The organism is Pseudomonas sp. GM79, from assembly GCF_000282495.1.
Lineage (GTDB): Bacteria > Pseudomonadota > Gammaproteobacteria > Pseudomonadales > Pseudomonadaceae > Aquipseudomonas.
Genome location: NZ_AKJE01000114.1, coordinates 71,390 through 91,332, shown reverse-complemented (window position 1 = coordinate 91,332; position 19,943 = coordinate 71,390). Strand labels below are relative to the sequence as shown.

The following is a 19,943-nucleotide window of genomic DNA, read 5'->3' as shown; positions in this document are numbered from 1 at the left end:
CGGCACAGTCAACATTGATGTTGCCTGACACATCGCCTTCGCGAGCAAGCCCGCTCCCACAGGTTTCGCACCTTAACTGACTGGCATTAGGCTATATCAGCCGGTTTTTTTACGTCCGAAATAAACTTATGCACCTTTTTCGACGTTTTATTTGCTTAAGAAATATGTATGTAAATCATAAGCTTAAAAACTAAAAACGACGTTTTTCAACAAAACGGTACACAGGTTATCCACAGAATCTCAGACAGCCACTTGATCGGTCGCATTCGGGGCCGCCGGGGCTGCTGGCAGCGAGCCCATCTCGCGCTGCATCTGTTCGTTCCAGGCCTGCACCCGATCATTCAGGTCGGCAATGGCTCGCGGCCCGTTACCCTCGGCGTACATCGGCGCGCCAATGATCACGGTGATCACGCCTTGCTTCTTTGCCCAACCGGTTTTTGGCCAGAACTTGCCGGCATTGTGCGCAATCGGCAGTACCGGTAATGACGCATTGACGGCCAACGCGGTGCCACCGCGGGAAAACTTGCCGATCGTGCCATAGGGAACGCGAGTCCCTTCCGGGAAGATCAGTACCCAGACCTTGTCCTTGAGCAGCTCATCGCCCTTCTTCGCCACATGCTTGAGCGCAGCTTTTGGATTGCCACGGTCGATGGCGATCGGTCGCAGCATGGCCATGGCCCAGCCGAAGAACGGAACGTAGAGCAGTTCGCGCTTGAGCACCTGGCTCAGCGGCTCGAAGTAGGCCGAGAGAAAGAATGTCTCCCAGGTGCTCTGGTGGTTCGACTGAATCACGCAGGGCTGGTCAGGCACGTTCTCGGCACCCTTCACTTCGTAACGGATACCCAGAAAGACTTTGCTCAGCCATAAGGCGCAGCGGCACCAGTACACGTTGATAAAGCGATAGCGCGCCTTGAACGGCAGAAACGGCGCGATAAAAAAGCTCAGGGTGCACCAGAGCAAAGAGCTGGTGCCCAGCAGCAGGTAAAAGAGGAAAGTTCTGATGGCCTGCAGTATCGACATGGCGACATTTACCGTTGCGGGCATTGCCCGCCTATTCAAGCGCACTCCCGATCAGTCCTTGGTCAGGATGTCAGAAGAGCCTTAGTTGTGGATAAGTTCCGCGGCAATCGCCGCCAGATCGTCAAAAATCAAGGTGCCTGCCGGTAGGGTCTTGCCCTGAGTCTTTTCGCCTTTCCCGGTCTTTACCAAAACTGGCTGACAGTCGACGGCTTTGGCGGCTTCCAGGTCACCGAGAGTATCGCCGACGAACCATAGATTCGTCAGCGAAACGTTGTAATGCGCGGCGATGGTTTTCAACATCCCGGGTTTTGGCTTGCGGCAATCGCAGCCATCGTCTGGGCCGTGCGGGCAATAGACAATTAGCCCGACTTCACCGCCCTGCTCCGCCACCAGCTCGCGCAAGCGAGCGTGCATGGCATCCAGGGTGGCGATGTCGTAATAGCCGCGAGCGATGCCCGACTGGTTGGTAGCGACCGCCACCGTCCAGCCGGCCTTGCTCAACTGCGCGATCGCTTCGATCGAACCGGGGAGCGGAATCCACTCCTCCACCGACTTGATGTACGCGTCGGAGTCGTAATTGATCACTCCGTCCCGATCGAGAATCAGCAGTTTCAACAGCAGCCCCTTAGCCCAGCAGCGAAATGTCGGCGACGCCGAGGAACAAGCCACGCAGACGCGCCAGCAGCGCATAGCGGTTGGCTCGCACCTTGGCATCTTCGGCGTTGACCATCACCGCTTCGAAGAATGCATCTACCGGCTCGCGCAAGGCGGCCAAACGTGCCAGCGATTCGCTGTACTGACGCGCAGCGGCCATTGGCTGAACAGCCTGGTCAGCCTGCTGGATCGCCGAATACAGGGAGAACTCGTTGGCGTTGTCGAAGTATTTGGCTTCAACGACCGAAGGAACGGTGCCTTCGACCTTGCTCAGCAAGTTCGAAACGCGCTTGTTCACAGCGGCCAGGGCTGCGGCTTCCGGCAATTTGCGGAACGCTTCTACCGCTTGTACACGCTGATCGAAGTCCAGCGCCGAACCCGGCTTCAGGGCACGGACCGACAGGTAAGTCCCGACATCAACGCCTTCGTCTTCATAACGGGCACGCAGACGATCGAAGATGAATTCCAGCACCGAGTCATTCAGGCCGGCAGCTTTGACCTTGGTACCGAACGCATTCACGGCAAACGCCACGGCGTCGTTCAGGTCGAGGTCGAGCTTCTTGTCGATCAGGATCCGCAACACACCCAGAGCAGCACGGCGCAGGGCGTACGGGTCTTTGCTCCCGGTTGGCAACATGCCGATACCGAAAATACCCACCAGCGTGTCGAGCTTGTCGGCGATGGCCACGGCCGCACCGGTGAGGGTCGTCGGCAATTCAGCGCCGGCACCGCGGGGCATGTACTGCTCGTTCAGCGCCAGGGCGACTTCTTCCGGCTCGCCGTCGTTGAGGGCGTAGTAGTAACCGGCGACACCTTGCATCTCCGGGAACTCACCGACCATCTCGGTCGCCAGGTCGCACTTGGACATCAGGCCGGCACGGGAAGCCCACGCCGGGTTGCCACCAATGCGTTGAGCGATGAACGCGGCGAGCCTGGAAACGCGCTCGGCCTTGTCGTAGACGCTGCCGAGTTTTTCCTGGAACACCACGTTCTGCAGACGCAGGTTGAAGTCTTCGAGTTTCTGCTTCTTGTCTTGCTTGAAGAAGAACTCGGCGTCGGTCAGGCGTGGGCGAACCACTTTCTCGTTACCGGCGATGATCTGCTGCGGGTCTTTGCTTTCGATGTTGGCCACGGTAATGAAACGAGGCAGCAACTTGCCGTCGGCATCCAGCAGGCAGAAATATTTCTGGTTGTCCTGCATGGTGGTGATCAGCGCTTCTTGCGGCACGTCGAGGAAACGTTCTTCGAACGAGCACACCAGCGGCACCGGCCATTCAACCAGCGCGGTCACTTCGTCGAGCAGGCTCGGCGGCACGATCGCCGTACCTTCCTGCAGGGTCGCCAGTTCTTCGGTGCGCTTGCTGATCAGCTCGCGACGCTCGTTGGCGTCGGCCAGCACATAAGCCGCACGCAGATCGCTCAGGTAGTTGGCCGGCGAGGTGATGCGCACGCTTTCAGGATGGTGGAAGCGGTGACCACGGGAATCGCGGCCGGACTTCTGGGCAAGGATGGTGCAGTCGATGACATGGTCACCAAGCAGCATCACCAGCCATTGGGTCGGGCGAACGAATTCTTCTTTGCGAGCACCCCAGCGCATGCGCTTGGGGATAGGCAGGTCGTTCAGGGAGTCTTCGACGATGGTCGGCATCAGGCTCGCGGTCGGCTTGCCGGCGATGCTTTGGCTGTAGCGCAGTTTTGGACCGCTCTGATCGATTTCGCTCAGGTCGACGCCGCACTTCTTGGCGAAGCCCAGGGCTGCTTGAGTCGGGTTGCCTTCGGCATCGAACGCGGCCTGACGTGGCGGGCCGTCGAGGTTGATGCTGCGATCCGGCTGCTGGGTCGCCAGCGCGGTAATCAGCACGGCCAGACGACGTGGCGCGGCGTAGACGGTTTTGGTTTCGTAGTTCAGGCCGGCAGCTTGCAGGCCTTTGTCGATACCGGCCATAAACGCTTCGGCCAGGGTGTTCAGGGCTTTGGGTGGCAGTTCTTCGGTGCCCAATTCAACCAGAAAATCTTGAGCACTCATTGTGCAGCCTCCAGCTTGGCCAGTACTTCATCACGCAGGTCCGGGGTCGCCATCGGGAAGCCCAGCTTGGCTCGAGCCAGCAGGTAGGCTTGCGCAACGGAACGCGCCAGGGTGCGTACACGCAGGATGTATTGCTGACGCGCGGTCACCGAGATCGCCCGGCGCGCATCCAGCAGGTTGAAGGTGTGGGAAGCCTTCAACACCATTTCGTAGCTCGGCAACGGCAATGGCTGATCAAGTTCGATCAGGCGCTTGGCTTCGCTTTCATAGAAGTCGAACAACTCGAACAGCTTCTCGACGTTGGCGTGTTCGAAGTTGTAGGTCGACTGCTCCACTTCGTTCTGGTGGAACACGTCGCCGTAGGTCACCTTGCCGAACGGACCGTCAGCCCAGACCAGGTCGTAGACCGAGTCCACGCCTTGCAGGTACATGGCCAGGCGCTCCAGACCGTAAGTGATCTCGCCGGTCACCGGGTAGCACTCGATGCCGCCCGCTTGCTGGAAGTAAGTGAACTGCGTCACTTCCATGCCGTTGAGCCAGACTTCCCAGCCCAGACCCCAGGCGCCCAGCGTTGGCGACTCCCAGTTGTCTTCGACGAAACGGATGTCGTGCACCAGCGGGTCGAGGCCCACGTGCTTGAGGGAGCCCAGGTACAGTTCCTGGAAGTTGTCCGGGTTCGGCTTCAGGACTACCTGAAACTGGTAGTAGTGCTGCAGACGGTTCGGGTTTTCGCCGTAGCGGCCGTCAGTCGGGCGACGACTGGGCTGCACATAAGCGGCGTTCCAGGTTTCCGGGCCAATGGCGCGCAGGAACGTGGCAGTGTGGAAAGTGCCGGCGCCTACTTCCATATCGTAGGGCTGAAGTACCACACAACCTTGCTCGGCCCAGTATTGCTGGAGGGCGAGGATCAAGTCTTGGAAGGTACGCACGGCTGGCGTAGGCTGGCTCACGAAATTCACCTGTTTCTTGGGCTGCGATTTAAAGAGCGGGAGTATACCCGATTCGGTCCTGCGCACGCCCCCTGGAGCCTTATGCCACGCTGCTTTTGGTGTACCGAAGATCCGCTGTACATGGCTTATCACGATCAGGAGTGGGGCACGCCGCTACGCGATGCGCAGGGTTTGTTCGAGTTGCTTTTGCTCGAAGGGTTCCAGGCCGGGCTTTCCTGGATCACTGTGTTGCGCAAACGAGAGCGTTATCGCGAGGTGCTGTTTGGCTTCGACGTACAGCGTGTGGCACAGATGAGCGACGCGGAAATCGATGAATTGATGCTCGATCCGGGGATCATCCGCAATCGCCTCAAACTCAATGCGGCCCGGCGTAATGCCCAAGCCTGGCTGGCGCTGGAGGACCCGGTGGTGTTTCTCTGGTCGTTCGTCGGCGGAGCGCCGGTGATCAATCATTTCAAGGATCGCAGTGAAGTGCCGGCCGTGACACCGGTTGCCGTCGAGATGAGCAAAGGCCTGAAAAAAGCCGGATTCACGTTCGTCGGCCCGACCATTTGTTACGCGTTGATGCAGGCCTCGGGCATGGTCATGGACCACACCCGGGATTGCGATCGCTACGCCACCTTGGCGAACGGCGGTTAGAATAGCCGCCTCGCGCACAGCACAAGATCAGGAGTGACCTGTGGATAAGTTGAAAGGCGCCTTGCTGGTAGGCGCTCTGCGTCTGTTTGCCCTGCTTCCTTGGCGGGCCGTGCAGGCGGTGGGTTCAGCAATTGGCTGGATCATGTGGAAAACCCCCAACCGTTCCCGCGACGTGGTGCGGATCAACCTCGCCAAGTGCTTTCCGCAGATGGACCCGGCCGAACGCGAGCGTTTAGTCGGACAGAGCCTGAAAGACATCGGCAAGTCCCTGACCGAGAGCGCTTGCGCGTGGATCTGGCCGGCCCAGCGTTCCATTGATTTGGTGCGTGAAGTCGAAGGTCTCGATGTGCTTAAAGACGCCCTCGCCTCCGGCAAAGGCGTGGTCGGCATCACCAGCCACCTGGGCAACTGGGAAGTGTTGAACCACTTCTATTGCAACCAGTGCAAACCGATCATTTTCTACCGTCCGCCCAAGCTCAAGGCGGTGGATGAGTTGCTGCGCAAGCAGCGGGTGCAATTAGGTAACCGGGTGGCCGCTTCCACCAAGGAAGGCATCCTCAGCGTGATCAAGGAAGTGCGTAAAGGGGGGGCAGTGGGCATTCCGGCTGACCCGGAACCGGCCGAATCCGCCGGGATCTTCGTGCCGTTCTTCGCCACTCAGGCCCTGACCAGTAAATTCGTGCCGAACATGCTGGCCGGCGGCAAAGCGGTCGGCGTGTTCCTGCATGCCCTGCGGCTACCGGACGGTTCGGGTTACAAAGTGATCCTCGAAGCCGCCCCGGAGGCTATGTACAGCACCGATACCGAAACCTCCTGCGCGGCCATGAGCCAAGTGGTCGAGCGCTATGTGCGGGCTTATCCGAGCCAGTACATGTGGAGCATGAAGCGCTTCAAGAAGCGTCCGCCGGGCGAAGAACGCTGGTACTGAGGCTGCTGTGGATAATCCCCGGTAAAAATCAAAAGATCGCAGGTTTCCGTAGGAGCTGCCGCAGGCTGCGATCTTTTGATCTTTTGATCTTTGGCCTGAGTTGCCTCTGATCAGTGCGCCTGACGCTCAAGCTTTTTCAAAAACACCGTCATTTCCTTCTCGGCCTGTTTGTCGCCATGGTTGCGGGCGGCTTCCAGGCCCTGGTCCCAGGCCTGACGTGCCGCCGCGTAATCCGCCAGCGCCAGATGGGCCTTGCCCAGTAGCTTCCAGGCCGCCGAATACTTCGGATCGAAATCGACGCAGCGCTGGAAATGCTCTGCGGCTTTGGCATTTTCACCCAGATCCAGATAACCCTTGCCCAGACCGAAGCGCAGCAGGGAGTTATCCACACCCTTGGCGAGCATTTTTTCCAGGGATTCGATCATGGTGGATTCCTATTGAGGTTATTCAGGGATGCCTGTTTGTTCTTGAGATTGCTTTCGCGGGCAAGCCCGCTCCCACAGGAATCTCGGTCGTACACAAGATATGTGTTCAGTGCAAAACACTGTGGGAGCGGGCTTGCCCGCGAAGAGGCCCGTCCAGCCACTGCAAATTCCGGATCAGAAGAAGCTCAACCCCACATGGAACAGCTTTTCCACATCCCGAATATGCTTTTTATCCACAAGGAACAGAATCACATGGTCGCCGGCTTCGATCACTGTGTTGTCGTGGGCGATGATCACTTCTTCGTCGCGGATGATCGCGCCAATGGTGGTTCCTGGTGGCAGGCCGATGTTTTCAATGGCCTTGCCGATCACCTTGCTCGACTTCGAATCACCGTGGGCGATGGCCTCAATGGCTTCCGCCGCACCTCGACGCAATGAGTGCACGCTGACGATATCGCCGCGCCGCACGTGGGCCAGCAACGTGCCGATGGTCGCCAATTGCGGGCTGATGGCGATGTCGATGTCGCCACCCTGGATCAGGTCGACGTAGGCCGGGTTGTTGATGATCGTCATCACCTTCTTCGCGCCCAGGCGCTTGGCCAGTAGCGACGACATGATGTTGGCTTCGTCGTCGTTGGTCAGCGCCAGGAAGATATCGGCGTCGGCGATGTTCTCCTCGATCAGCAGGTCGCGGTCGGAGGCACTGCCCTGCAACACCACGGTGCTGTCGAGGGTGTCCGAGAGATGGCGGCAGCGGGCCGGGTTCATCTCGATGATCTTCACCTGATAACGGCTTTCGATGGCCTCGGCCAAGCGCTCGCCAATCTGCCCGCCGCCAGCGATGACGATACGTTTGTAGCTCTCATCGAGGCGGCGCATTTCGCTCATCACCGCGCGAATATTCGCTTTGGCGGCGATGAAAAATACTTCATCGTCGGCCTCGATCACCGTATCGCCCTGGGGCAGGATCGGCCGGTCACGACGGAAAATCGCCGCAACGCGGGTTTCGACGTTCGGCATGTGTTCACGCAACTGGCGCAATTGCTGACCCACCAGCGGACCGCCGTAATAGGCTTTCACTGCCACCAGTTGCGCCTTGCCTTCGGCGAAGTCGATTACCTGCAACGCACCCGGATGCTGGATCAGGCGCTTGATGTAGTTGGTAACGACTTGCTCCGGACTGATCAGCACGTCGACCGGAATCGCTTCGTTATCGAACAGTTCGGCGCGGGTCAGGTACGCGGCTTCGCGGACCCGGGCGATCTTGGTCGGTGTGTGAAACAGAGTGTGAGCGACCTGACAGGCCACCATGTTGGTTTCGTCACTGTTGGTCACTGCAACCAACATGTCGGCGTCGTCGGCACCGGCCTGACGCAGGATAGTCGGCAGCGAACCGCGACCTTGCACGGTGCGGATGTCCAGCCGATCACCGAGGTCACGCAGGCGTTCGCCATCGGTGTCGACCACGGTGATGTCGTTGGCCTCGCTGGCCAAGTGTTCCGCCAGCGAACCGCCGACCTGCCCTGCGCCGAGGATGATGATTTTCATCCAGTCACTCCCTTAAAACCGGTTAACCGCGCGCGGCGGCAATCTTGATCAGCTTGGCGTAGTAGAACCCGTCGTGGCCGCCTTCCTGGGCCAGTAATTGGCGACCGTGAGGTTGCTTGATACCGGCTTGAGTCGCGAGGTCCAGTTCACGGGCGCCCGGCGTGCGAGCAAGGAACGCTTCGATGACTTCGGTGTTCTCGGTCGGCAGTGTGGAGCAAGTGGCGTAAAGCAGAATGCCGCCCACTTCCAACGTTATCCACATAGCGTCAAGCAATTCGCCCTGAAGCACCGCCAATGCGGCAATGTCGTCGGGTTGGCGAGTCAGTTTGATGTCCGGGTGACGACGAATCACACCGGTAGCCGAGCATGGCGCGTCCAGCAGAATGCGTTGGAATGGCTTGCCGTCCCACCAGGTCGCGGTGTCGCGGCCGTCGGCGGCGATCAGTTCGGCGCTCAGGCCCAGGCGTGCAAGGTTTTCCCGCACCCGCACCAGACGCTTGGCTTCCAGATCCACCGCCACCACGCCGGCGAGTGCCGGCTCGGCTTCAAGGATGTGGCAGGTCTTGCCGCCCGGTGCGCAGCAGGCGTCCAGCACCCGTTGGCCTGGCGCCAGGTCCAGCAGGTCGGCAGCCAGTTGCGCGGCTTCGTCCTGCACGCTGATCCAGCCTTCGGCGAAACCCGGGAGGCTGCGCACGTCGGCCGCTGCTTCGAGGATAATGCCGTCCTGACTGTAAATGCACGGCGTGGCAGCGATGCCCGCTTCGGTCAGCAACCCGAGATAAGCATCGCGGGTGTGATGGCGACGGTTGACCCGCAAAATCATCGGCGGGTGAGCGTTGTTCGCCGCGCAAATGGCTTCCCACTGCTCAGGCCAGAAGGCTTTGAGGGATTTTTGCAGCCAGCGCGGGTGAGCGGTGCGCACCACCGGGTCGTGCTCCAGCTCGGCCAGCAGCGCTTCGCTTTCCCGTTGGGCGCGGCGCAAAACGGCGTTGAGCAAGGCTTTGGCCCACGGTTTTTTCAGTTTGTCGGCGCAACCGACGGTTTCGCCGATGGCCGCGTGGGCCGGAACCCGGGTGTAGAGCAGTTGGTAGAGGCCGACCAGCAATAGCGCCTCGACATCGGCATCAGCCGCTTTGAACGGCTTTTGCAGCAACTTGGCCGCCAGCGCCGACAAACGTGGCTGCCAGCGAGCCGTGCCAAATGCCAGGTCCTGGGTGAAGCCGCGATCGCGGTCTTCGACCTTGTCCATTTGCGTCGGCAGAGAACTGTTGAGTGAGGCTTTTCCGTTAAGAACAGCGGCCAATGCCTTGGCGGCGGCCAGACGTGGATTCATTGAGCGTCCGCCGCTTGACCGAGAACGGTGCCGAGGGCGAATTTCTCACGACGGCTGTTGAACAAGTCGCTGAAGTTCAGCGCCTTGCCGCCGGGCAACTGCAGACGGGTCAGGCACAGTGCCTGTTCACCGCAGGCGACGACCAAGCCGTCCTTGCTGGCGCTGAGGATTTCACCCGGCGCGCCCTGCCCTTCGGCCAGGCTCGCAGCCAACACTTTCAGCGCTTCGCCGTTCAGCGTGCTGTGGGTAATCGGCCAAGGGTTGAAGGCGCGAACCAGACGCTCCAGCTCAACCGCCGGGCGGCTCCAGTCGATGCGCGCTTCGTCCTTGTTCAATTTGTGTGCGTAGGTGGCGAGGCTGTTGTCCTGCACTTCGCCTTCTAGGGTGCCCGCAGCCAGGCCGGCAATCGCCTGCACCACGGCCGGTGGGCCCATTTCTGCGAGGCGATCATGGAGGCTGCCACCGGTGTCTTCGGCACTGATCGGCGTGGTGACCTTGAGCAGCATCGGCCCGGTGTCGAGGCCCAGTTCCATACGCATCACGGTCACGCCGCTCTCGCTATCGCCCGCTTCAACGGCGCGCTGGATCGGCGCCGCACCGCGCCAGCGTGGCAGCAATGAAGCGTGGCTGTTGATGCAACCCAGGCGCGGGATATCCAGCACTACTTGCGGCAGGATCAGGCCGTAGGCGACCACCACCAGCAAATCCGGTTTCAGTGCGGCCAGTTCAGCCTGAGCGTCTTCGTTGCGCAGGGTCGGTGGTTGCAATACCTGGATGTTGTGCTCCAGAGCCAACTGCTTGACCGGGCTCGGCATCAGCTTCTGCCCACGGCCTGCCGGACGGTCCGGTTGGGTGTAGACCGCAACGATCTCGTAAGGACTGTCGAGCAGAGCCTTGAGGTGTTCGGCGGCGAATTCCGGGGTACCGGCAAAGACAATGCGCAGTGGCTCAGTCATGGGAAGCTCTCAATTACAAAGCAGTCGCAAAAGAAAAAGGCTTGCCGCAGCAAGCCTTTGAAAGAAGGGCATCAAGCGTTCTGGCGATGGAGCTTTTCCAGTTTCTTCTTGATCCGGTCGCGTTTGAGCGTGGACAGGTAATCAACGAACAATTTGCCGTTGAGGTGGTCGCATTCATGCTGGATGCATACCGCAAGCAGGCCTTCGGCGATCAGTTCGTACGGTTGGCCGTCGCGGTCCTGGGCCTTGATCTTGACCTTTTGCGGGCGATCGACGTTTTCGTAGAAGCCCGGCACCGAGAGGCAGCCTTCCTGGTACTGGTCCACCTCGTCAGTCAGGACTTCGAACTCGGGGTTGATGAACACTCGCGGTTCGCTGCGGTCTTCGGAGAGGTCCATTACGACGATACGTTTGTGCACGTTGACCTGGGTCGCGGCGAGGCCGATGCCTGGCGCTTCATACATTGTTTCAAACATATCATCGACCAACTGACGCACTTCGTCGTCCACTACAGCCACTGGTTTGGCGATAGTACGCAGGCGCGAGTCGGGGAATTCGAGGATGTCTAAAATGGCCATAAGCTCAATTGCTGCACGTGTGAGGTAAAGTCGGGTCGATGGCCTGGCGAGTCCGAGGATGCAGGCTACCGTTGTGAACGTAGCTTCCCGCTTTTCAATAATGAGCCGGAAGCGAGCCACGAGGGCTCTGGCGTTTCACGCGAACGTACATAATAAAGGGATTCACCGCATGAGGAAATCACTACTCGCCTTGCTCCTTCTGGCCTCGGCCGGTTTTGCGCATGGGCAAGTGCAACTCAGGGAAGGTTTTCCACAGCAATACACCGTAGTGGCAGGGGACACACTCTGGGACATTTCCGCCAAATACCTGCGTGAGCCGTGGGAATGGCCGCAGCTTTGGCAGGCCAATCCACAGATCGAAAACCCCAATCTCATCTATCCGGGCGATACGCTATCGCTGGTCTACGTCAACGGTCAGCCACGCCTGACCCTTAATCGCGGCGCTTCCCGGGGCACCATCAAGCTTTCGCCACGAATCCGCAGCTCGCCGGTGGCCGATGCCATTCCGAGCATCCCGCTGAAATCGATCAACAGCTTTCTGCTGAGCAATCGCATCGTCGACAAGGCGGAGGATTTCGACAAGGCGCCCTACATCGTCGCTGGCGATGCCGAACGGGTGCTCAGTGGCACCGGTGATCGAATATTCGCGCGTGGCCATTTCGACCCGGCACAACCGGTGTACGGCATCTTCCGTCAGGGCAAGGTCTACACCGATCCGCAGAGCAAGGAGTTTCTGGGGATCAACGCCGACGACATCGGTGGCGGCGAGATCATTGCCACTGAAGGCGACGTCGCCACCCTGGCCCTGCAACGCACCACTCAGGAAGTGCGACTCGGCGACCGCTTGTTCGGCGGCGAAGAACGCTCGATCAATTCGACCTTCATGCCCAGTGCGCCGGCAACCGAAATCAACGGCTTGATTATTGATGTGCCGCGTGGGGTCACCCAGATCGGCGCGCTGGATGTCGTCACGCTCAACAAAGGGCAGCGCGATGGCCTGGCCGAAGGCAATGTGCTGGTGGTGATGAAAACCGGTGAAACCGTGCGTGACCGGATTACCGGTCAGCCATTGAAAATTCCCGACGAGCGGGCCGGGCTGCTGATGGTATTCCGCACCTACGACAAGCTCAGCTACGGGCTGGTCCTTAACGCATCGCGCTCCCTGGCGGTGATGGACAAGGTGCGAAATCCTTAAGCCTGCTAACAAGTTACCAACAGAGTTATCCACAGCTTATTCCCGATTCGACGGGACTATATAACGATCAAGGATGATCCATGTCGCTGTCTGCCTGTACGTCCATTTCCCCTGCGGAACTGGAAGCCCGTTTACGCCTGCACCGTTTGCCGGAACTCGGCCCTGCGCGTTTCAAGAAGTTGCTTGAGGCCTTTGGCTCTGCCTCCAAAGCCATCAGCGCACCGGCTAGCGCCTGGCGTGCATTGGGCCTGCCACTCGCCTGCGCGGAAGCCCGGCGCTCCAGCGAAATTCGTGACGGCGCCAGTCATGCATTAGCCTGGTTAGAGCGCCAGGGCCAGCATTTACTGATGTGGGACCAACCTGACTACCCCGCGTTGCTGGCGCAAATCAGTGATGCGCCGCCGCTGTTATTCGCCGCAGGCGATCCGGGAATACTGGAAAAACCACAGCTGGCGATGGTCGGCAGCCGTCGTGCTTCGCGACCGGGCATGGACACCGCCGCCGCGTTTTCCCGCACGCTGGCCGGCGCCGGTTTTGTCATCACCAGCGGTCTGGCCCTGGGCATCGATGCTGCGGCGCATCAGGCGGCTCTGGACGTTGGCGGGCAAACGGTCGGCGTACTTGGCACGGGGCTGGAAAATTTTTATCCACAGCGAAACCGGCGACTGGCGGACGCCATGATCGCCTCGGGCAGCGCGGTCCTTTCGGAGTTCCCGCTGGACGCCGGCCCTTCCCCCAGCAACTTCCCCCGGCGCAATCGAATCATCAGCGGTTTGTCCCTCGGCGTGCTCGTGGTCGAGGCGAGTGTTGCCAGTGGTTCGTTGATCACCGCGAGGCTGGCGGCGGAACAGGGGCGTGAGGTGTATGCGATTCCAGGGTCGATCCATCACCCAGGGGCAAAGGGTTGCCATCAGCTGATCCGCGACGGTGCGGTGCTGGTGGAAACCATCGAGCACATCCTCGAAGCCTTGCGCGGCTGGCAACGGCTGCCGTTATCCACAGAAACACCGACGGAAACTCACCCGCTGCTCATATTGCTCCATGCAGCGCCCCACACCAGTGAAGCCTTGGCGGTCACCAGTGGCTGGGCGTTGTCCAAAGTGCTGGCAGCGCTGACGGAACTGGAAATGGACGGTCGGGCGGTCTGCGAAAGCGGCCGATGGTTTGCGCGGGTAAACTAGGTTTTATAAGCAAGATCGGTAAACTGCGCAGAGCCTTATTCCGGAGAATCTTTCATGGTCAATAGTTGGCGTGTGCAACAAGCCGCACGAGAAGTTCGCGCCGGGGCGGTCATTGCCTATCCAACCGAAGCTGTCTGGGGCCTGGGTTGCAACCCGTGGGACGAAGAGGCAGTGGATCGTCTGCTGCTGATCAAGGGACGGTCTGTGGATAAAGGCCTGATTCTGGTGGCCGACAATATCCGCCAGTTCGACTTCCTCTTCGAAGACTTCCCTGAATTGTGGATGGATCGCATGGCCAGCACCTGGCCAGGCCCGAACACCTGGCTGGTGCCGCATCAAAATATGTTGCCCCAGTGGATTACCGGAGTGCATGAAACGGTGGCGTTGCGGGTTAGCGATCACCCACTGGTGCGGGATTTGTGTGCGTTGGTCGGGCCGTTGGTTTCAACCTCGGCCAACCCTCAGGGGCGGCCGGCGGCGCGAACGCGGATTCGCGTGGAACAGTATTTCCGCGGGCAGGTTGATTGGGTGCTGGGTGGCAATCTGGGTGGGCGCAAGAATCCGAGCGTGATTCGCGATCTGGCGACCGGCCACGTGGTGCGCCCGGATTGAGACCTGAGGTGGTGCCATTCGCGAGCAAGCCCGCTCCCACAGTAGATCTTCAGTGAACACAAATTTTGTGTTCGACAATAATCGAGTGTGGGAGCGGGCTTGCTCGCGAAGAGGCCCCTATAGACACCAAAGATCTCAAGGCAACAAAACAGTCGAGCCAGTCGTGCGCCGCGCCGACAATTCGGTCTGTGCTTTCGCCGCTTCTGCCAATGGATAGCGCTGGCTGATGTCCACCGTAAGCTTCCCGCTGATGATCATCTCGAACAACTCATCGGCCATGCTTTGCAGGTTTTCAGCGTTGTTGGCGTAGGTCGCCAGGGTTGGCCGGGTCACGTACAGCGAACCCTTCCCCGCGAGAATCCCCAGGTTCACTCCGTCTACTGCGCCCGAAGCATTACCGAAACTCACCACCAGCCCCCGAGGCGCGACGCTATCGAGCGACGTCAGCCAGGTGTCTTTGCCTACGCCGTCGTACACCACCGGCACTTTTTTACCGTCAGTCAATTCCAGCACGCGTTGTGCGACGTTTTCATGGCTGTAATCGATGGTCGCCCAGGCACCATTGGCTTTCGCCAGGGTGGCTTTCTCTGCTGAACTGACCGTGCCAATCAGCTTCACGCCCAAGGCCTTGGCCCATTGGCAGGCCAGGGAACCGACGCCCCCCGCCGCTGCGTGAAACAGGATGGTTTCGCCACCCTTGAGTTCATATGTCTGACGCAGCAGGTACTGCACGGTCAGGCCTTTGAGCATCACGCCGGCGGCTTGTTCGAAGCTGATGGCATCTGGCAGATGTACCAGATTGGCTTCCGGCAATACATGAACGTCGCTATAAGCGCCCAATGGGCCACTGCCGTACGCCACGCGATCGCCAATTTTGAAGCGGGTGACTTCGCTGCCGACTGCTTCGACCACGCCCGCGCCTTCAGCGCCCAGGCCCGACGGCAAGGTAGGTGGCGCATAAAGGCCACCGCGGTAATAGGTGTCAATGAAGTTCAGGCCGATGGCCTTGTTGGTCACGCGCACCTGCAGCGGGCCGGGTTCGGCGGGCTGGTAATCGACATGCTCGAGTACTTCGGGGCCGCCATGGGCGCGGAACTGGATACGCTTTGCCATCTGCACTTTCCTTGGGTCTTGGATTCTAGAGTTGTAGCGCGAAGCGTTCTATCGAACTCCCAAGCTTGACCTTCGTCAACTGTGGCGGCACAAGGTGCAGTGTTATCCTACGCAGCAATTTGCCGCCGGCCTGTATGAGCGCCGCGTAGCTTTGCCCGATTCAAGGTGATGCCATGACTACCCGCACCGAGGCCGTAAAAGCCTACCTGCTCGACCTGCAAGACCGCATTTGCGCTGCCCTGGAAGCTGAAGACGGCGGCGCGCATTTCGTCGAAGACGCCTGGACCCGCCCTGCCGGCGGTGGCGGTCGCACCCGGGTGATCGAAAACGGCGCGGTCATCGAAAAGGGCGGCGTCAACTTTTCCCACGTCTTTGGCAGCGGACTCCCACCCTCCGCCAGTGCTCATCGGCCAGAACTGGCCGGCCGAGGCTTCGAAGCCTTGGGCGTGTCTTTGGTAATTCACCCGCACAACCCCCATGTACCGACGTCCCACGCCAATGTGCGCTTTTTCATCGCTGAAAAAGAAGGTGAAGAGCCGGTCTGGTGGTTCGGTGGCGGCTTCGACCTGACCCCTTATTACGGTAATGAGGAGGACTGTGTGCACTGGCACCGCGTCGCCGAACAGGCCTGCGCGCCGTTCGGGCCAGACGTCTACCCGCGCTACAAGGCCTGGTGCGACAGTTACTTCCACATCAAGCATCGCCACGAGCCGCGTGGCATTGGCGGCCTGTTTTTCGATGACTTGAACGAGTGGGACTTCGACACCAGCTTCGCCTTCATGCGCGCCATCGGCGATGCATTCATCGACGCGTACCTGCCGATCGTGCAGCGCCGCAAGAACGATGCGTTCACGGCCAAGCAGCGTGAATTCCAGGAGTTTCGCCGTGGCCGTTACGTCGAGTTCAACCTGGTCTATGACCGCGGCACGCTGTTCGGCCTGCAATCGGGCGGGCGTACCGAGTCGATCCTGATGTCGCTGCCGCCGCAAGTGCGCTGGGCCTACGACTGGAAGGCCGAGCCGGGCAGTGAAGAAGCGCGCCTGACCGAGTACTTCCTGCAAGATCGCGATTGGTTGGCCAAGGCCTGATTCCAGGGTTTGAGTTTTTGCATCGTCGGGGTTGCCGTCAAGATCGCAGCCTTCGGCAGCTCCTACGGTTGAGGAATGTAGATGGATCGTTACGTCGTATTCGGTAACCCGATTGGCCACAGCAAGTCGCCGCTGATCCACCGTTTGTTCGCCGAGCAGACGGGGCAAAAACTGGACTACAGCACTTTGCTGGCGCCCCTCGATGATTTTTCCGGCTGTGCCCAGGAATTTTTCCGTGAAGGGCGTGGGGCGAATGTGACGGTGCCGTTCAAGGAAGACGCCTATCGTTTGGCGAACAGCTTGACCAAGCGGGCGCAGCGGGCTGGCGCGGTGAATACCCTGAGCAAACTGGCCGATGGCAGCCTGCTGGGCGACAACACCGATGGCGCCGGGTTGGTACGGGACCTGACGGTCAATGCCGGATTCAGCCTTGCAGGTAAACGCATCCTGCTGCTCGGGGCCGGCGGTGCGGTGCGCGGTGCGCTGGAGCCGCTGCTAGCGGAGCAACCGGCGTCAGTGATCATCGCCAACCGCACGGTGGAAAAGGCCGAATTGCTGGCCGAATTGTTCGCGGATCTGGGGCCGGTATCGGCCAGTGGTTTCGATTGGTTGCAGGAGCCGGTGGACCTGATCATCAACGCTACGTCGGCGAGCTTGTCAGGCGATGTACCGCCGATTGCCAGCAGCTTGATCGAGCCGGGCAAGACGGTTTGCTACGACATGATGTACGGCAAGGACCCGACCTCCTTCTGCCGCTGGGCCAGCGAGCACGGCGCGGCGGTGGCGATGGATGGCTTGGGAATGTTGGCCGAGCAGGCGGCGGAAGCTTTTTACCTGTGGCGCGGCGTGCGCCCGGACACAGCGCCGGTGCTGGCCGAGCTCCGACGCCAGCTAGCCGCTTAGTTCTCTGTGGCGAGGGAGCTTGCTCCCGTTGGGTTGCGAAGCGACCCTAAAATCTGCGGGCGCTTCGCACCCGAGCGGGAGCAAGCTCCCTCGCCACAGTGGTTGGTGTTTATTCCAGGGTTGGGTGTTTCAATCCTCGAAGCGTATCGGGCATTTCTCCGCGCCTTCGAGCTTTCTCAACTCCTCCACCACCTGCGGCCGCGCCCGCCGCAGGGTCAGGCTGCGATCCTGGCGCAACAGCCGCCGCGCTTCCTGATGCAGCATCTCCACGCCCGAATAGTCGATGAAGTTGATCTGCTGCGCCTCGATCACTACCCGCGCGCCGTGCATCCGTTGCAAACGCACTTGCAGGTAATGGCTGGCGCCGAAAAAGATCGAACCGCCGACTCGCAGAATGTCTTCGTCGCCCTCACGCCAATGCTGCACCCGAGGTTGCGAGGTGCGTTTGAGGTAGAAGAACAGCGAGGCCAGCACGCCGGCGTAGATCGCTGTTTGCAACTCCAGCAACAGCGTCGCGACACAGGTCAGCGCCATGACCAGAAACTCGGCACGGCTTACCCGCAACAGCGCGCGAATGCCGCGATGGTCGACCAATCCCCAGGCGATCAACAAAATGCTACCGGCCATGGCCGGGATCGGGATGTGCGCGATCAATACCGCGCCGAAGATCGCGAACAGTGCCACCCACATCGCGGAAAAGACTCCCGCCAACGGTGAGCAGGCACCGGCGTCATAGCTCAGGGCCGAGCGGGTGAAGGAACCGGCTGACAGCGAGCCGGAAAAAAACGCACCGACCATGTTCGAAAAACCCTGGGCGCGGACTTCTTGATTGGCGTCGAGCAGCTGTTGCGAACGCGCCGACAAGGAGCGGGCAATCGACAGGCTCGTCACCAGCCCGAGCATGCCGACCGCCACCGCGCTGGGCAGCAGACGCAACACCAGATCCAGATCCAGCGGCAACGGGCTGAAGGGCGGCAGCCGCCCGACAAAGGCGCTCACCAACTGCACATGGCCGAACATCGCTGGCCACAGCCACACCAGCAATCCGCTCAGGGCCAGAGCGATCAACAACGTCGGCCAGCGCGGCACCAGCAGTTTCAGCGCGATGCCCACCCCGACCGTGGCCAGACCCAGTACCAGCGAGGGTTTGTCCACCTCACTGAGATGACTGAACAACAGCAGCAGGCTGTTCAGCGCCGTGGCCTGGTTGGGCACATCCAGCCCAAGCAAGTTCGGCAGTTGCCCAATGGCAATCACCACCGCTGCGCCGAGGGTGAAGCCCAGCACCACCGAGTGAGAGACGAAATTCACCAGGGCGCCGAAACGCAGCAAACCCAGCAGCCACTGGAAAATGCCCGCCAGGAGTGTCAGAAGCAGGATCAGCGTGACGTAGTCCTGCGACGCGGGGACGGCCAGAGGACTGACGCTGGCGTACAGGACGATGGAAATGGCCGCCGTAGGACCGCAGATCAAATGCCACGACGAACCCCAGAGGCAGGCGATCAGCACCGGGATAATCGCGGCGTACAACCCGTATTCCGGTGGGAGACCGGCGATCAGGGCGTAGGCAATGGATTGTGGCAACGCGAGAATCGCACCGCTCAGGCCGACGATCAGGTCACGACCGACGCTGGCGCGGGTTTGCCGGGGCAACCAGGTCAGGAAGGGGAAGAGTGAATGGCGGCTGGGGAAGGCCATGGGTCCTCTCGGGTGGGATTTTGCGCAAGGGTATCAGGACCGACGCGGATCGTTCTCACTGTGGGAGCGGGCTTGCTCGCGAATGCGGGGTGTCAGTCGACACAAATGCCGGATTTGATGACCCCTTCGCGAGCAAGCCCGCTCCCACATTAACTTAGAGTTTGGCTTTCACTGCCGGCAACGCATCCTTCCCATCCACGGTCTTCACACCGTCCAGCCACTTATCCAGCACCGCCGGATTAGCCTTGATCCACGCCTTGGCCGCCTCGGCATTGCTGACCTTTTTGTTCACCACCTCGGCCATGATGCTGTTTTCCATTTCCTGGGTAAAACTCAGGTTGGTGAGCAACTTGCCGACATTCGGGCAGGCCTGTGCATAACCTTTGCGGGTCAGTGTATAAACGCTGCCGGTGTCACCGAAGTACTTCTCGCCGCCCTTCAGGTAATGCATTTTCAGCTGCACGTTCATCGGGTGGGGCGTCCAGCCGAGGAAGGTTACGAACTTCTGTTTCTTCACCGCGCGAGACACTTCGGCCAGCATCGCCTGTTCGCTGGACTCGATCAGCTTCCACTGACCCAGGTCGAAGTCGTTCTTCTTGATGATCTCTTGCAGCGAAATGTTCGCCGGGGCGCCTGAGCCGATGCCATAGATCTTCTTGTCGACTTCTTTTGGGTGTAGCTCGGCGTACTTGTTCAAGTCATTAAAGTTATGCACACCCGCGTCCCAAACGTAATCCGGGACCGCCAGCGTAAACTCGGTGCCGTCGAGGTTCTTCGCCAGTTGAGTAACGTCGCCATTGGCCACGAACTTGTCGTAGAAGCCCTGCTGCGCCGGCATCCAGTTACCCAGGAACACGTCCACCTGGCCATCCTTCAGGCCGCCAAAGGTGATTGGCACTGCCAGCGTGTCGACCTTGGCCTTGTAGCCCATGCCGTCCAGCAGAAACCCGGTGATGGCGTTGGTTGCAGCGATGTCGCTCCAGCCAGGGTCGGCCATTTTCACCGTCTCGCAGCTTTGCTCGGCGTAGGCCGAGGCACTGCCCAGAGCCAGAAGCCCGACCGTCAGTACTGTGGATAACCTTTGCATGGACTTCCC

At 60.2% G+C, this 19,943-nt stretch carries 19 protein-coding genes; 7 read left to right on the top strand and 12 right to left on the bottom strand.

Translation table 11 applies throughout. The features are described 5' to 3' along the window. Positions 1–240 precede the first annotated feature (240 nt). The 4 genes from PMI36_RS01080 to glyQ all read right to left on the bottom strand — a co-directional run bounded on the left by PMI36_RS01080 (position 241) and on the right by glyQ (position 4,650). A complete protein-coding gene (locus PMI36_RS01080; RefSeq protein WP_032830766.1) occupies positions 241–1,020 on the bottom strand; it encodes a lysophospholipid acyltransferase family protein in 780 nt (259 codons plus the stop codon). 81 nt (positions 1,021–1,101) lie between these two features. Then, a complete protein-coding gene (gmhB, locus tag PMI36_RS01085) occupies positions 1,102–1,641 on the bottom strand; it encodes a D-glycero-beta-D-manno-heptose 1,7-bisphosphate 7-phosphatase (protein WP_162830932.1) in 540 nt (179 codons plus the stop codon). Between the two features lie 4 nt (positions 1,642–1,645). Further along, positions 1,646–3,700 carry a glycine--tRNA ligase subunit beta gene (gene glyS, locus PMI36_RS01090; protein WP_008076325.1) on the bottom strand — a complete coding sequence of 685 codons (2,055 nt, stop codon included), beginning with the start codon at positions 3,698–3,700 and terminating at the stop codon, positions 1,646–1,648. Next, the gene (glyQ, locus tag PMI36_RS01095) at positions 3,697–4,650 is read right to left on the bottom strand and encodes a glycine--tRNA ligase subunit alpha (RefSeq protein ID WP_003213601.1); all 954 of its coding nucleotides are present in this window, start codon (positions 4,648–4,650) and stop codon (positions 3,697–3,699) included. The genes glyS and glyQ overlap by 4 nt, the downstream gene beginning before the upstream one ends. An 81-nt stretch (positions 4,651–4,731) precedes the next feature. On the opposite strand from glyQ, the gene tag reads away from it, so the two are divergent. Together tag and PMI36_RS01105 are read left to right on the top strand one after the other, a co-directional pair. Continuing rightward, positions 4,732–5,289: a DNA-3-methyladenine glycosylase I gene (tag, locus tag PMI36_RS01100; RefSeq protein ID WP_008076319.1), complete on the top strand. Its 558-nt coding sequence runs from the start codon at positions 4,732–4,734 to the stop codon at positions 5,287–5,289. A 40-nt stretch (positions 5,290–5,329) separates the two neighbouring features. After that, a complete protein-coding gene (locus PMI36_RS01105) occupies positions 5,330–6,217 on the top strand; it encodes a lysophospholipid acyltransferase (protein WP_008007909.1) in 888 nt (295 codons plus the stop codon). A 110-nt stretch (positions 6,218–6,327) separates the two neighbouring features. On the opposite strand, the gene PMI36_RS01110 is transcribed toward PMI36_RS01105, so the two are convergent. From PMI36_RS01110 to def, 5 genes are all read right to left on the bottom strand, one after another. Next, a complete protein-coding gene (locus PMI36_RS01110; RefSeq protein ID WP_008076317.1) occupies positions 6,328–6,642 on the bottom strand; it encodes a tetratricopeptide repeat protein in 315 nt (104 codons plus the stop codon). Between the two features lie 174 nt (positions 6,643–6,816). Further along, on the bottom strand, positions 6,817–8,190 hold the full coding sequence (gene trkA / locus PMI36_RS01115; RefSeq protein WP_008076315.1) for a Trk system potassium transporter TrkA: 1,374 nt from the start codon (positions 8,188–8,190) through the stop codon (positions 6,817–6,819). Positions 8,191–8,212: 22 nt separating this feature from the next. Next, positions 8,213–9,523, bottom strand: a complete 1,311-nt coding sequence (rsmB, locus tag PMI36_RS01120) for a 16S rRNA (cytosine(967)-C(5))-methyltransferase RsmB (protein WP_008076313.1) — start codon at positions 9,521–9,523, stop codon at positions 8,213–8,215. After that, a complete protein-coding gene (gene fmt / locus PMI36_RS01125; RefSeq protein WP_008076306.1) occupies positions 9,520–10,479 on the bottom strand; it encodes a methionyl-tRNA formyltransferase in 960 nt (319 codons plus the stop codon). Before fmt ends, rsmB begins: the two co-directional genes overlap by 4 nt. A gap of 71 nt (positions 10,480–10,550) precedes the next feature. Beyond that, the gene (gene def / locus PMI36_RS01130) at positions 10,551–11,057 is read right to left on the bottom strand and encodes a peptide deformylase (RefSeq protein WP_007902944.1); all 507 of its coding nucleotides are present in this window, start codon (positions 11,055–11,057) and stop codon (positions 10,551–10,553) included. A gap of 169 nt (positions 11,058–11,226) precedes the next feature. Between def and PMI36_RS01135 the strand changes: the two genes are divergently transcribed. The 3 genes from PMI36_RS01135 to PMI36_RS01145 all read left to right on the top strand — a co-directional run bounded on the left by PMI36_RS01135 (position 11,227) and on the right by PMI36_RS01145 (position 14,045). Then, positions 11,227–12,252 (top strand): LysM peptidoglycan-binding domain-containing protein, encoded by a 1,026-nt coding sequence (locus PMI36_RS01135; protein ID WP_008076305.1) that lies wholly within the window; start codon positions 11,227–11,229, stop codon positions 12,250–12,252. Between the two features lie 80 nt (positions 12,253–12,332). Then, positions 12,333–13,433 (top strand): DNA-processing protein DprA, encoded by a 1,101-nt coding sequence (gene dprA / locus PMI36_RS01140; RefSeq protein ID WP_008076304.1) that lies wholly within the window; start codon positions 12,333–12,335, stop codon positions 13,431–13,433. Positions 13,434–13,487: 54 nt separating this feature from the next. Further along, positions 13,488–14,045, top strand: coding sequence for an L-threonylcarbamoyladenylate synthase (locus PMI36_RS01145; RefSeq protein ID WP_007902933.1), 558 nt, complete (start codon positions 13,488–13,490; stop codon positions 14,043–14,045). A 135-nt stretch (positions 14,046–14,180) separates the two neighbouring features. On the opposite strand, the gene PMI36_RS01150 is transcribed toward PMI36_RS01145, so the two are convergent. Continuing rightward, complete coding sequence (locus tag PMI36_RS01150) at positions 14,181–15,158, bottom strand: NADPH:quinone reductase (RefSeq protein ID WP_008076303.1); 978 nt, start codon at positions 15,156–15,158, stop codon at positions 14,181–14,183. 173 nt (positions 15,159–15,331) lie between these two features. Here PMI36_RS01150 and hemF point away from each other — a divergent pair, with 173 nt between their 5' ends. Next, on the top strand, positions 15,332–16,246 hold the full coding sequence (gene hemF, locus PMI36_RS01155) for an oxygen-dependent coproporphyrinogen oxidase (protein ID WP_008076302.1): 915 nt from the start codon (positions 15,332–15,334) through the stop codon (positions 16,244–16,246). A gap of 81 nt (positions 16,247–16,327) precedes the next feature. Next, on the top strand, positions 16,328–17,149 hold the full coding sequence (gene aroE / locus PMI36_RS01160) for a shikimate dehydrogenase (protein ID WP_008076301.1): 822 nt from the start codon (positions 16,328–16,330) through the stop codon (positions 17,147–17,149). A 129-nt stretch (positions 17,150–17,278) separates the two neighbouring features. Here the strand turns inward: aroE and PMI36_RS01165 are convergent, their stop codons facing one another. Next, entirely contained in the window at positions 17,279–18,847 is a 1,569-nt protein-coding gene (locus PMI36_RS01165) for a SulP family inorganic anion transporter (protein ID WP_008076300.1), read from the bottom strand. A gap of 154 nt (positions 18,848–19,001) precedes the next feature. Further along, positions 19,002–19,934: a choline ABC transporter substrate-binding protein gene (gene choX / locus PMI36_RS01170; RefSeq protein WP_008076298.1), complete on the bottom strand. Its 933-nt coding sequence runs from the start codon at positions 19,932–19,934 to the stop codon at positions 19,002–19,004. Positions 19,935–19,943: the final 9 nt, after the last annotated feature.